A 13452-nucleotide genomic window follows, 5' to 3' on the forward strand; every position below is an offset into this window, starting at 1 on the left:
GAGAGGGCGCTGACCTTCGTACGGGAGCACGTACGGAAGCCGCTGCGTCGACCGCCGAACCTGTTACCGGGTAATGCCGGCGTAGGGAGTTACGGTCATATGACCACGCAGGATGCACGCACGTCCGCGACCGGCCGGGAGATCGGCTGGCACAAGGACTACGTGACCGGCTCGCGGCCGGACCTCAGGGTTCCGGTGCGGCGGGTTCACCTCACCAACGGGCAGGACGTGCGGCTGTACGACACCTCCGGCCCGTACACCGACCCGGCCGTCGAGACGGACGTCCGGCGCGGTCTCCTCCCGCTGCGGGAGAACTGGATCATCGCCCGCGGCGACACCGAGGAGTACGCGGGGCGCCCCATGCGCCCGGAGGACGACGGCATCAAGCACACGTCCCCCCGAGGGGGCCTGAAGAACCTCGACGCGGTCTTCCCGGGCCGCCCCCGCCAGCCCCGCCGGGGCCGCGACGGCGCGGCGGTGACCCAGCTGGCGTACGCGCGCCGGGGCGAGATCACCTCCGAGATGGAGTACGTCGCCCTCCGCGAGAACGTCTCCCCCGAGACGGTCCGCGAGGAGATCGCGGCCGGCCGGGCCGTCCTCCCGGCGAACGTGAACCACCCGGAGATCGAGCCGATGATCATCGGCAAGAAGTTCCTGGTCAAGGTGAACGCCAACATCGGCAACTCCGCCGTCACCTCCTCCATCGAGGAGGAGGTGGAGAAGATGACCTGGGCGACCCGCTGGGGTGCCGACACGGTCATGGACCTCTCCACCGGCCGCAACATCCACACCACCCGTGAGTGGGTGCTGCGCAACTCCCCCGTGCCCATCGGCACCGTGCCGCTCTACCAGGCCCTGGAGAAGGTCGACGGCAAGGCCGAGGAGCTGACCTGGGAGATCTACAAGGACACGGTCATCGAACAGGCCGAACAGGGCGTCGACTACATGACCGTCCACGCCGGCGTCCTGCTCCGCTACGTCCCGCTGACCGCCCGCCGCAAGACCGGCATCGTCTCGCGCGGCGGCTCGATCATGGCCGCGTGGTGCCTGGCGCACCACAAGGAGTCGTTCCTCTACGAGAACTTCGAGGAGCTCTGCGAGATCCTCGCCGCGTACGACGTCACCTATTCCCTCGGTGACGGCCTGCGCCCCGGTTCGATCGCGGACGCGAACGACGAGGCCCAGTTCGCCGAGCTCAAGACCCTCGGCGAGCTCAACCGGATCGCCAAGCGGCACAACGTCCAGACCATGATCGAGGGCCCGGGACATGTCCCGATGCACAAGATCAAGGAGAACATCGACCTCCAGCAGGACATCTGCGAGGAGGCCCCGTTCTACACGCTCGGCCCCCTGACCACGGACGTCGCGCCCGCGTACGACCACATCACCTCGGGCATCGGCGCGGCGATGATCGCCTGGTGGGGCACGGCGATGCTCTGCTACGTCACGCCCAAGGAGCACCTGGGCCTGCCGGACCGCGACGACGTCAAGACCGGTGTGATCACCTACAAGATCGCGGCGCATGCGGCGGATCTGGCCAAGGGCCACCCGGGCGCCCAGGAGTGGGACGACGCGCTCTCCGACGCGCGTTTCGAATTCCGCTGGGAGGACCAGTTCAATCTGGCCCTCGACCCGGACACCGCCCGCGCCTTCCACGACGAGACGCTTCCGGCGGAGCCGGCGAAGACCGCGCACTTCTGCTCGATGTGCGGTCCGAAGTTCTGTTCGATGAAGATCTCTCAAGACATTCGTCGTGAGCACGGCGGGGATCTCGGCGGGGATGCCGCCACGGACCCCGAGGCCGGAATGGCACAGAAGTCCCGCGAATTCGCCGCCGCCGGCAACCGGGTGTATCTCCCGATCGCCGAGTAGCCGGCGGAGCCGCCCGCACAGGGCCCTCCGGGCCGCTTTCACGGTGGTGCGCGACGCCTGTCGCGCACCACCGTCGTCAGTCCTTCCGGGGGGCCTGGCGGGGGGCCGGGCCGCCGAACTCGGGGCCCGTGTAGTCCGGGCTGGTGAAGCCCGTCCGGGTGGGGGAGGACCGGCCGTCGTCGGGGCTCGAGAAGCCGGGCCGGGAGTAGCCGAGCTGGGGGGTTCGGCCGGGGCCGGGGCGGTTTCTGGGGGAGGGCGGGCGGCGTTGGGCCGCCGGGGTGTTGGCCAGCGACTCCCGGAGGAACGGCAGGATGCCCCGGTCCAGCAGCGCCTGCCGCCAGGCCTCACGGGCCCGCTCGGTCTCCTGCGAGAGCTGGTCATAGCCGTCGGGGAGGCCGTCGTGCCGCGGCGTCTCCTCCGTCTGCCTGCCGTTGCGCACGGCCGTGACCAGCATGCCGGAGCTGGCGATGAGCACCGCGGCGACGGTGAAACCGCCGAACCACCAGCCGATCTTGATGATCGGGTCGGCGACGGCGCCGTTCGACCCGACCGTCCGCAGGACGTAGCCGATGAGCAGGAAGAGGAAGGCGGCGATCCCCGCCAGGACGGGGGCGAGCACGACGACGACCGCGCCGGCGCCCGCTCCCGGGTCCTCGGGGACGTCCGCGGGGGAGGGGGACGGCGCGCCCGTGGGGTCGTCGTCCTCGTCCGCCGGTGGCCTGGCGGTGGCCGACCAGGCGCGCTGCTCCTCCCGGGCCCTGACGAAGTCCTGATATTCCGTCATGGCGCAGGCGGAGATGGCCGTCATGGCGCTGAGGGCCATACTGCGCAACTGTTCGGTATTGAGGCGCTGTCCTATCGCGGCGGCCAGGGCGCTGATCTGTGGGTCATGGTTCGCGGTACGCAACGCCTGGTCGAGAACTCGCTCGAATTCCGGGCGGTCCTCGGTCAGCAGGTGCGGAGCGCTGTTCATGTGCATCCCCCGATGCTCCGTAGGGCCCTCTTGCCGGCCGGTGCCGACGGTGGGCGGAAACGGAGGAGAGCCTGCTACGGATAAGCCGATGGTAGAGCCGCACCGGCGCGTGGTGACAGTCGGTTTCCCGAATTACCCCGCGTCGGTGGAACTCCTCACCTGCCCGTGCGCCGCCCCGCTGAACCCTCAGCCCGCCAGGGGAAGTTGTACGACCAGCAGCTTTCCGGCCATGGTGACGCCGCCGTCCATGGCGAGCGCGAGCCCGTCGGCGTAGAGGTGCGGGCCGTCCACGCGGGGCGCGCCCTCGTCACCGTCCGCGTCCTCGGTGCCGACTTCGCCGAGGAGGTAGGGGATGGGGCTGTGGCCGTGCACGATACGGCTGCCGCCGTAGGTGTGGAGCAGCTCGCGTACGGCCAGGGGGCCCGCTTCCTCGTCGCGGAAGGCGAAGCGCTTGGTGAATTTGCGGAAGAGATCCCAGCATTCGTCGGGGTCGTTCCGCTGGAGGGCTTCGGTGATCGCGTCGTTGACGGCCTCGATGGAGTCGCCGTACTCCAGATAGGCGGTCGTGTCGGAGTGGACGAGCAGGTGCCCGTCCTCCTCGGCGATCGCGTCCAGGCGCGACATCCACTGCAGGTGGTGGTCCTCCAGGCGCTCCATGTCGGAGCGCTGGCCGCCGTTGAGCAGCCAGGCGGCCTGGAAGGAGGCGGTGCCGGCGCCCGAGTTCACCGGGGTGTCGGCGAACCGCTTGGCGCCGATCAGCAGCAGCTCGTGGTTGCCCATGAGGGCCTTGCAGTAGCCGCCGGCGGCGGCCGCCTCGGCGGACAGCCGCATGACCAGGTCGATCACGCCGACGCCGTCCGGGCCCCGGTCGGTGAAGTCGCCGAGGAACCACAGCCGGGCGTTGCCCGCGGCCCAGTGGCCGTGCTCGTCGATGAGGCCCTGCTCGAAGAGCGCGTGGTGGAGCTCGTCGAGATAGCCGTGCACGTCGCCGACGACGTACAGCGGGCCGGGCCCCGAGGGCAGGGGCTGCTGCTGCGGCTGCGGGGCGGAGAGCGGGGTCAGCTCCACGGTGGGCACGTCCTGGGGCGCGGCGGGCCCGCCGATGACCGGTAGGTCACGGGCGGTCGGGGTGTAGCCCTCGGGGTACTCCGGGTACTCGTGGGCGGGCTGTACGGGCGGGGGCGCGGCATGGGTGTAGCCGGGCGCGGGTGTGGCGTACCCGGAGAAGGGCGGCATAGCCGCCGTGGTCCGTGCCGCTCCCTGACCGGCCCCCTGAGTCATCGACCCCTCCACCATCGCGCCGCCGTGCACCTTGTGGACCTTGCCTGGTCGACGGCGGTCCGTGGTGTCGTGCGCCCATCATAGGAATGACCGTCGCGCCTTGTGACGCACCAGGGGCCGTGAATCGGGGCGGGAGGCCGGGATCGCCGGTCATTTCTCCCCAAATGAGCCGTTAAATGTGCCGTAAGCGCCGGTCAGGCGGCCCCCGGACGGCTCCCCGGGGCGGATGACCCGCTGCCCGTGCGCCGGACACGGGGTCCACTTCCGGTTGACGCGCGTCGGGCGGGGTGCGGAGGGTCAGGGGGTGGCGGGGCCGCGGGGCGCGCTGACGGTGGTGCGCGGCGGGCGCCGTTCGGAGGAGGTCCGGACGATCAGTTCGGTGGGTATCACCTGTTCCACCGGCCGGCCCGTGTCGAGCCCCTCGATCGCGTCGATGAGCAGTTGGACGACGGCGGTGCCGATGCGCCGGGGCTTGAGCGAGAGCGTGGTGATCGGCGGTTCGGTGGTCGCGTAGACGGTGGACTCGCTGCAGCAGACGATCAGCAGGTCGTCCGGGACGCGCAGGCCGTAGCGGCGGGCGGCGGCGAGGAGGTCGGTGCCGTTGGGGTCGAACAGCCCGTAGACGGCGTCCGGCCGGTCGGGCCGGGCCAGCAGCCGGTCGGCGGCCACGGCGCCCGCGCACGGGTCGTGGGCGGGGTACTCCTCGTAGACCGGGTCCTGGCCGACCCGCTCGCACCAGCGCAGGTAGGCGGTGGTGGAGAGCCGGGTGTAGGTGTCCGTGGTGGTGCCGGTGAGCAGGCCGATCCGGCGGGCCCCGGCGTCGGCCAGGTGGTCGAGGATGCCGAGCACGGCCGCCTCGTGGTCGTTGTCGACCCAGGCGGTCACCGGCAGGGAGCCCGCGGGGCGGCCGTCGGAGACGACAGGGATGCCCTGGCGGACCAGGTCGGAGACGACGGGGTCGTGGTCGGAGGGGTCCACCACGACCGTGCCGTCCAGGGCGACGTTGGACCACACGTCGTGCCGGGAGGTGGCGGGGAGGATGACCAGGGCGTAGCCGCGGGCGAGGGCGGCGGAGGTGGCGGCCCTGGCCATCTCGGCGAAGTAGGCGAACTCGGTGAAGGTGAAAGGTTCATCCCCGTAGGTGGTCACGGTCAGGCCGATCAGCCCCGACTTGCCGGTACGGAGGGTGCGGGCCGCCGCCGACGGGCGGTAGCCCAGCCGGTCGGCGACTTCGCGGACATGGCGGCGGGTCGCGTCCGGGAGCCGGCCCTTGCCGTTGAGCGCGTCGGAGACGGTCGTGATCGAGACGCCGGCGGCGGCGGCCACGTCCCGGATGCCCGCCCGTCCTTGCCGGCTGGCCCGGCGGGATGTCTCGGCCCGGCTCACCTGATGCTTCCCTGCTGCTGTCATGGCAGGCCGATAGTAGGGCTCGGTTGGTCCTTTGGCAGGGCACCGCATTTGACTGTTGACAGGCACGTTTCTGCTCTGGCGATTTCCTCCAATGATCATGGAAACAGAGGCCGTTGAGCGCTTTTGTGGTGGGCCATCGGGCTGTGGCATATCCACGCCTCATGAATGGTCCAGGTCTCGGTGAGGTCTCAACTCACCTTCACGAGGGATGCGCGCCAGGGCGCCCGCCACGGCGCGTGACAGGTAGAGGAGCGCTCCGACAACTATGGACGCCGCCCGGGGCAATCCTCATAAGGTGTGCAGTATTCCGATCAGGATTCCCACAGGACTCCCGTCAGGGGTGCCCCGCGGGGGTGTCCCGGCGGGGTGTCCCGTCCGAGGTGGAGGAGGACCCGCGGTGACCGAGAAGACCCCGAAGCTGCGCGCCGCGCTCGAGGCCGTGCCGACCTACAAGCCGGGCAAGCCGGCGGCCCCCGGCGGCCCCGTCGCCTACAAGCTCTCCTCCAACGAGAACCCCTATCCGCCGCTTCCGGGGGTGCTGGAAAGCGCTGTCGCGGCCGCCTCCACCCTCAACCGCTACCCGGACATGGCCTGTGCCGGGCTGATGGCCGAGCTCGCCGAGCGCTTCGGCGTGCCGCTCTCCCACCTGGCGACCGGCACCGGCTCGGTCGGGGTTGCTCAGCAATTGGTCCAGTCGACGGCGGGCCCCGGTGATGAGGTGATCTACGCCTGGCGCTCCTTCGAGGCGTACCCGATCATCACCCGGATCGCCGGGGCCACCCCGGTCGAGGTGCCGCTGACCGAGGACGCGGCGCACGACCTGGAGGCGATGCTCGCCGCGATCACCGAGCGCACCCGGCTGATCTTCGTCTGCAACCCCAACAACCCCACCGGCACGGTCGTGGGCCGCGCCGAGCTGGAGTCCTTCCTGGACCGGGTCCCCGGTGATGTGCTGATCGTCCTGGACGAGGCGTACATCGAGTTCATCCGGGACGAGAACGTCCCCAACGGCATCGACCTCTACCGCGGCCGGCCGAACGTATGTGTGCTGCGGACCTTCTCCAAGGCGTACGGGCTCGCCGGGCTCCGCATCGGCTTCGCGATCGCGCACGAGCCGGTGGCGGCGGCGCTCCGCAAGACGGCGGTGCCGTTCGGCGTGAGCCAGGTGGCCCAGGACGCGGCCGTCGCCTCGCTGCGGAGCGAGGAGGCGCTGCGCGAGCGCGTGGACGCGCTGGTGGCCGAACGGGCGCGGGTGGTCGAGGCGCTGGCCGGGCAGGGCTGGACGCTGCCGGTCTCGCAGGCCAACTTCGTCTGGCTGCCGCTGGGGGACCGGGCCCTGGACTTCGCCGCCGCGTGCGACCGGGCGGGTGTGGTCGTCCGGCCGTTCCAGGGGGACGGGGTGCGGGTGACGATCGGCGAGACCGAGGCGAACGACATCTTCCTGCGGGTGGCCGAGGAGTTCCGCAAGGAGCTGTAGCCGGTGGCGGGCGCACGCCCGCCACCCGGAACCGGGGTACTCCGTTCGGCGCTAGGGCCGAAGGGGGTACCCCCCTTGTTTGTCCGAAAAGCGGGTGCGCCATAATGCTTGTGAATGTGAACGCGTTCACAAGCTCTGTCTTTATGTCCTGCTTTAACTAGGGCATACACGGGCATAACGTCGGCGGCACGCGTTGCCGACGACGCAAGAGGCAAGGAGAGACCCCGGTGAATCTGGCTCTGGCTCCGGAGACGCTCGCGCGGTGGCAATTCGGCATCACGACCGTCTACCACTTCCTCTTCGTACCGCTCACGATCAGCCTTGCCGCGATCACGGCCGGCCTCCAGACGGCCTGGGTCCGTACGGACAAGGAGAAGTACTTCCACGCCACGAAGTTCTGGGGAAAGCTCTTCCTGATCAACATCGCGATGGGCGTGGTCACCGGCCTCGTCCAGGAGTTCCAGTTCGGGATGAACTGGTCCGACTACTCGCGCTTCGTCGGGGACGTCTTCGGGGCGCCGCTCGCGATGGAGGCGCTGCTGGCCTTCTTCTTCGAGTCGACCTTCATCGGCCTGTGGATCTTCGGCTGGGACAAGCTGCCCAAGAAGATCCACTGCGCGTGCATCTGGATCGTCGCCGTCGGTACGATCCTCTCCTCCTACTTCATCCTGGCCGCCAACTCCTGGATGCAGCACCCGGTCGGCTACCGCGTCGACAAGGCGAGCGGCAAGGCGCAGCTCACGGACATCTGGGCCGTGCTCACGCAGAACACCACGCTGGTCGTCGTCTTCCATACCCTCACCGCCGCCTTCCTCACCGGCGCCGCGTTCGTCGTCGGTGTGGCCTCCTTCCACCTGTGGCGCGCCAAGCGCAAGCAGCTCAAGGGCGAGGAGCTCGGCGAGAAGCAGCGCAAGCAGCTGCCGGCGATGCTCACCTCGCTGCGCGTCGGTCTGGTGATCGCGGTGATCGCGGGGCTGGGCACGGCGCTCAGCGGTGACTCGCTGGGCAAGGTGATGTTCGAGCAGCAGCCGATGAAGATGGCCGCCGCCGAGGCCCTGTGGGACACCCGGTCGCCGGCGCCCTTCTCGGTCTTCGCGGTCGGCGACGTCAGCAAGGGGCACAACAGCGTCGAGATAGAGATCCCCGGCCTGCTGTCCTTCCTCTCCCACAGCAACTTCTCCGACCCCGTCCCCGGCATCAACGACATCGCCGCGCAGGAGGCCGCGCGCTACGGCGGGCAGCCGAAGGACTACATCCCCAGCATCTTCATGACCTTCTGGGGCTTCCGCCTCATGATCGGCTTCGGGATGACCTCCTTCGTGGCCGCGCTCATCGGGCTGTGGACGACCCGCAGAAAGCTCTGGCTCGCGCCCGAGTACCGGGTCGGGGAGGACGAGATCCCGCGCCTGATGCTCACGCGGACGCGCGAGATGAGCCCCTTCTTCACCAAGTGGTCCTGGCGCATCGGCATTCTCACCATGGGCTTCCCGCTGATCGCCAACTCCTTCGGCTGGATCTTCACCGAGATGGGCCGCCAGCCCTGGGGCGTCTACGGGCTGATGAAGACCGGCGACGCCGTCTCGCCGGGGGTGAGCCAGGGCGAGGTGATCACCTCGATGACCGTCTTCACCGCGCTCTACGCGATCCTCGCGGTGGTCGAGGTGAAGCTGCTGGTCAAGTACGGCTCGGCCGGGCCCGACACGGACGAGAAGCCGCCGACGAAGGACCCCCGGCTGCGGATGCCGGGCGGTGACCGGGGCGCGGAGCTGCCCGAGGACGCCGACAAGCCGATGACCTTCGCGTACTGACGCGTGCCTTTCGCCTACTGACGCGTGACCTTCGCGTACCGACGCGCGCGGTGGAACGGAGAACCCGACCATGCACCTCCACGACTTCTGGTTCCTGCTGATCGCCGTCCTGTGGATCGGCTACTTCTTCCTCGAAGGCTTCGACTTCGGCATCGGCGTCCTCACCAAGACGCTGGCCAAGGACCGCACCGAACGACGGGTGCTGATCAACACGATCGGCCCCGTCTGGGACGGCAACGAGGTCTGGCTGATCACCGCGGCCGGCGCGACCTTCGCCGCCTTCCCCGACTGGTACGCCACCCTCTTCAGCGGCTTCTACCTGCCCCTGCTGGCCGTGCTTCTCTGCCTGATCGTGCGCGGCGTCGCCTTCGAGTACCGCCACAAGCGCAACGAGGAGCGCTGGCAGCGCAACTGGGAGAACGCGATCTTCTGGTGCTCGCTGCTGCCCGCCTTCCTCTGGGGCGTCGCCTTCGCCAACATGGTGCGCGGGGTGCCGATCGGCCCGGACAAGAACTTCACCGGCGGCGTGCTCGACCTGCTGAGCCCGTACGCCCTGCTCGGCGGCCTGTTCACGCTGGTGCTGTTCACCTTCCACGGTGCGGTCTTCGCCGCGCTCAAGACCGTCGGTGACATCCGCGACCGCGCCCGGGCCCACGCGGCCCGCTACGGCCTGGGCGCCGCGGCGCTCGCCGTGGCCTTCCTGGCCTGGACGCAGGCCGAGTCCGGCAACGGGCGCAGCCTGCCCGCGGCGGTCGTCGCGGTGGTGGCGCTGATCGCGGCCCTGGCCCTCAACCGGGCGGGCCGGGAGGGCTGGGCGTTCGCCCTGTCCGGGGTGACGGTCGTGGCCGTCTTCGCGATGGTCTTCCTCGCGCTCTTCCCGGACGTCATGCCCTCCTCGTCCGACCCGGCGTGGAGCCTGACCGTGAGCGACGCCTCCTCCAGCCCGTACACGCTGCGGATCATGACGTGGGTCGCGGGCTTCATGACCCCCGTGATCGTGGGCTACCAGGCGTGGACGTACTGGGTGTTCCGCAAGCGGATCGGCACCCAGCACATCCCGGCCGCGCACTGAGGCGGGCGCGCCATGAAGCCCGTCGACCCCCGGCTGCTGCGGTACGCCGCCGCGACCCGTTTGTTCCTGGCCGCGTCCGTCGTGCTCGGGCTGGCCGGGGCGGGCCTGGTCATCGCCCAGGCGATGCTCGTCGCCGAGGTGGTGACCGGGGCCTTCCAGCGCGGGCTCACGGCCCGTGACCTGGGGCTGCCGCTGGCGCTGCTGGCCGCCGTCGCCCTCGGACGGGCTGCGGTGGCCTGGCTCACCGAACTGGCCGCGCACCGCGCGAGCGCGGCGGTCAAGTCCGCCCTGCGGACCCGGCTGCTCGAACACGCGACCAGGCTCGGCCCCGGCACCCGGAACACCGGCGAGCTGACCACCCTCGCCACGCGCGGTATCGACGCGCTGGACGGCTACTTCGCCCGCTACCTCCCCCAGTTGGGTCTCGCGGCCGTCGTGCCCGTGGCCGTCCTCGCCCGGATCGTCTCCGCCGACTGGGTGTCGGCGCTCGTCATCGTCCTCACGCTTCCTCTCATCCCCCTCTTCATGGCCCTGATCGGCTGGGCCACCCAGGGCCGGATGGACAAGCAGTGGCGGCTGCTGTCCCGGCTGTCCGGCCATTTCCTGGACGTCGTCGCGGGGCTGCCCACGCTCAAGGTGTTCGGCCGGGCCAAGGCGCAGGCCGAATCCATCCGCGCGATCACCGCCGACTACCGGCGGGCCACCCTGCGCACCCTGCGGCTCGCCTTCCTCTCCTCCTTCGCGCTGGAACTGCTGTCCACCCTGTCCGTCGCGCTCGTCGCGGTCGGCATCGGCATGCGGCTCGTCCACGGCGAACTCGACCTCTACACCGGGCTGATGGTGCTCGTCCTGGCCCCGGAGGCCTACCTGCCGCTGCGGCAGGTGGGCGCGCAGTACCACGCGGCGGCGGAGGGCCTGGCGGCCGCGGACGAGGTCTTCGCCGTGCTGGAGACCGAACCGGCACCCGCCGGCACCTTTCCGGCCCCCGACGCCCGTGGCGCGGCGCTCACCGTGGACCGGCTCGTGGTGCGGCACGCGGGGCGCGACACGCCCTCGCTGGCCGAGACCTCGTTCGAGGTGCGGCCCGGGGAGACGGTCGCGGTGACCGGGCCCAGCGGAGTCGGCAAGACGACCCTGCTGAACGTGCTGCTCGGCCTCGAACGCCCCACGAGTGGGCGGGTGTTCGTCGGTGGTGCCGATCTGGCATCGCTCTCCCCCGAAAGCTGGCGGGACCAGGTGGCCTGGGTCCCGCAACGACCCCATCTCTTCGCCGGGACGATCGCCGAGAACGTCCGGCTGGCCCGGCCCGGCGCCACGGACGCGCAGGTGCGGGAGGCACTGCGCGCGGCCGGGGCGCTCGAGTTCGTCTCCATGTTGCCGCAGGGCACTGACACTCGCCTCGGCGAGGACGGGAGCGGGCTGTCCGCCGGACAGCGGCAACGCCTCGCGCTCGCCCGGGCGTTCCTGGCCGACCGGCCGGTACTGCTGCTCGACGAGCCCACGGCCGCGCTGGACGGCGGGACCGAGGCGGCGGTGGTCGAGGCGGTACGACGGCTGTCCGCCGGACGCACGGTCGTCCTGGTCGTCCACCGCCCGGCCCTGCTGTCGGTGGCGGACCGGGTGGTGCGGTTGGAGGCGCCGCGGTCCGTGGCGGCCCGATCGACCGTTCAGGGGGAACGGGACTACGAGCCGGTGGCCCCCGCAGACGTCGACGCGGTTCCGGTCGCCGGGCGGGCGGGTGGGCACGACCCCGCGCGCAGCGCGGGGGTTCTGGCCCGAGTCCGGGCCGCAAGCACCCCGTACCGGGGCCGGTTCGCCCTCGCCCTGCTGCTGGGCGCCCTGGCCCTGGGCAGTGCCGTCGGCCTGTTGGCCGTCTCCGGATGGCTGATCTCCCGCGCCTCGGAGCAACCCCCCGTCCTGTACCTGATGGTGGCCGTCACGGCCACACGCGCCTTCGGCATCGGCCGTTCCGTCTTCCGCTATGCCGAGCGGCTGGTCTCCCACGACGCCGCCCTGCGCGTCCTCGCGGAGCTGCGCGTGTCGGTCTACCGGCGGCTGGAGCGGCTGGCTCCGGCGGGGCTGCGGGACACCCGGCGCGGTGACCTGCTCTCGCGGCTGGTCGCCGACGTGGACGCGTTGCAGGACTACTTCCTGCGCTGGCTGCTGCCGCTCGGCGCGGCCGTGCTCGTCAGTGCCGTGTCGGTCGGGTTCACCGCGTGGCTGCTGCCGGAGGCCGGGGTGGCGCTGGCGGTGGGGCTGCTGGTGGCCGGGCCGGTCGCGGCCGCGCTGTCCGGGGCGGTCGCCCGGCACGCGGAGCGCCGATTGGCGCCCGTGCGCGGGGAGTTGTCCACCCATGTGGTCGAGGTGCTGAACGGCACCGCCGAGCTGACGGTCGCCGGTGCCCTGCCCGGCCGGCTGGAGCGGCTGCGGGGCGCCGACGCCGCGCTCACCCGGATCGCCCGCCGGGCCTCCGCCGCGACGGCCCTCGGCTCCGGCCTGTCGGCCCTGGCCTGTGGGCTGACCGTGGCCGCCTCGGCGTGGGCGGGAGTGAACGCCGTGCACGAGGGCCGGCTCGGCGGGGTGTGGCTGGCCGTGGTGGTGCTCACGCCGCTGGCCGCGTTCGAGGCGGTCGCGGGGCTGCCGCTCGCGGTGCAGTACCGCCAGCGCGTCCGGCGCTCGGCGGAGCGGGTGTACGAGGTGCTGGACGCGCCCGCGCCCGTACGGGACGGTTCGGGGGCGGCGCCGGAGTCGCCGTTCCCGCTGCGCGTGACGGGGCTGACGGCACGCCATCCGGGGCAGTCCGTGCCGGCCCTGGACGGCTTCGAGCTGGAGCTCACGGCGGGCCGCCGGGTCGCCGTGGTGGGGGAGTCCGGTTCGGGCAAGACCACGCTCGCGCGGGTGCTGCTGCGCTTCCTGGACGCTGAGACCGGCTCGTACACCCTCGGCGGCCGGGAGGCGGCGGGGACGGACGGGGACGCGGTGCGGCGGCTCGTGGGCATGTGCGAGCAGGACGCCCACATCTTCGACAGCTCGGTCCGTGAGAACCTGCGGCTCGCGCGGCCCGGCGCGGACGACGGGGAGCTCCGCGAGGCGCTGCGGGCGGCGCGGCTCCTGGAGTGGGTGGACGGTCTTCCCCAGGGGCTGGACACACCGGTGGGCGAGCACGGCGCGCGGATGTCCGGAGGCCAGCGACAGCGGCTGGCCCTGGCCCGGGCCCTGCTGGCGGACTTCCCGGTCCTGGTGCTGGACGAGCCCGCCGAGCACCTCGACCTGGCGACCGCCGACGCCCTGACGGCCGACCTGCTGACGGCCACGGAAGGCCGGACGACGGTGCTGATCACGCACAGGCTCGCGGGGTTGGCTGCCGTCGACGAGATAGTCGTGCTGGAGCGGGGGCGCGTGGTGCAGCGGGGGGCGTACGAAGAGCTCGCGGCGGCGCCCGGGCCGTTCCGCCGGGCGCTGGCACGGGAAGCGGCGGCGGACACCAGCCTCACGGCGCTTTCCCCGGCAATTGGTGCTTATTAGGCTCGGCCCCATGGCAGCGACGGCGCACCCCTCC

At 71.4% G+C, this 13452-nt stretch carries 8 protein-coding genes; 5 read left to right on the forward strand and 3 right to left on the reverse strand.

Annotated features, from left to right (window positions below; translation table 11 throughout):
* The first annotated feature begins 99 nt into the window (after window positions 1-99).
* On the forward strand, window positions 100-1872 hold the full coding sequence (gene thiC / locus ACX9I7_RS06160; RefSeq protein WP_387577245.1) for a phosphomethylpyrimidine synthase ThiC: 1773 nt from the start codon (window positions 100-102) through the stop codon (window positions 1870-1872).
* 76 nt (window positions 1873-1948) lie between these two features.
* Here the strand turns inward: thiC and ACX9I7_RS06165 are convergent, their stop codons facing one another.
* The 3 genes from ACX9I7_RS06165 to ACX9I7_RS06175 form a co-directional block, all read right to left on the reverse strand.
* The gene (locus tag ACX9I7_RS06165; RefSeq protein WP_459386717.1) at window positions 1949-2851 is read right to left on the reverse strand and encodes a hypothetical protein; all 903 of its coding nucleotides are present in this window, start codon (window positions 2849-2851) and stop codon (window positions 1949-1951) included.
* A gap of 180 nt (window positions 2852-3031) precedes the next feature.
* The gene (locus ACX9I7_RS06170; RefSeq protein ID WP_126915079.1) at window positions 3032-4141 is read right to left on the reverse strand and encodes a metallophosphoesterase; all 1110 of its coding nucleotides are present in this window, start codon (window positions 4139-4141) and stop codon (window positions 3032-3034) included.
* Between the two features lie 282 nt (window positions 4142-4423).
* On the reverse strand, window positions 4424-5536 hold the full coding sequence (locus ACX9I7_RS06175; protein ID WP_387573080.1) for a LacI family DNA-binding transcriptional regulator: 1113 nt from the start codon (window positions 5534-5536) through the stop codon (window positions 4424-4426).
* Window positions 5537-5933: 397 nt separating this feature from the next.
* On the opposite strand from ACX9I7_RS06175, the gene hisC reads away from it, so the two are divergent.
* From hisC to cydD, 4 genes are all read left to right on the forward strand, one after another.
* The gene (hisC, locus tag ACX9I7_RS06180; RefSeq protein ID WP_459386718.1) at window positions 5934-7013 is read left to right on the forward strand and encodes a histidinol-phosphate transaminase; all 1080 of its coding nucleotides are present in this window, start codon (window positions 5934-5936) and stop codon (window positions 7011-7013) included.
* Window positions 7014-7240: 227 nt separating this feature from the next.
* Complete coding sequence (locus tag ACX9I7_RS06185; RefSeq protein WP_459386719.1) at window positions 7241-8821, forward strand: cytochrome ubiquinol oxidase subunit I; 1581 nt, start codon at window positions 7241-7243, stop codon at window positions 8819-8821.
* A gap of 70 nt (window positions 8822-8891) precedes the next feature.
* Window positions 8892-9893, forward strand: a complete 1002-nt coding sequence (gene cydB, locus ACX9I7_RS06190) for a cytochrome d ubiquinol oxidase subunit II (protein WP_387573087.1) — start codon at window positions 8892-8894, stop codon at window positions 9891-9893.
* A 12-nt stretch (window positions 9894-9905) separates the two neighbouring features.
* The gene (gene cydD, locus ACX9I7_RS06195) at window positions 9906-13418 is read left to right on the forward strand and encodes a thiol reductant ABC exporter subunit CydD (protein ID WP_459386720.1); all 3513 of its coding nucleotides are present in this window, start codon (window positions 9906-9908) and stop codon (window positions 13416-13418) included.
* Window positions 13419-13452: the final 34 nt, after the last annotated feature.

This window comes from Streptomyces sp. L500 (genome assembly GCF_054551825.1).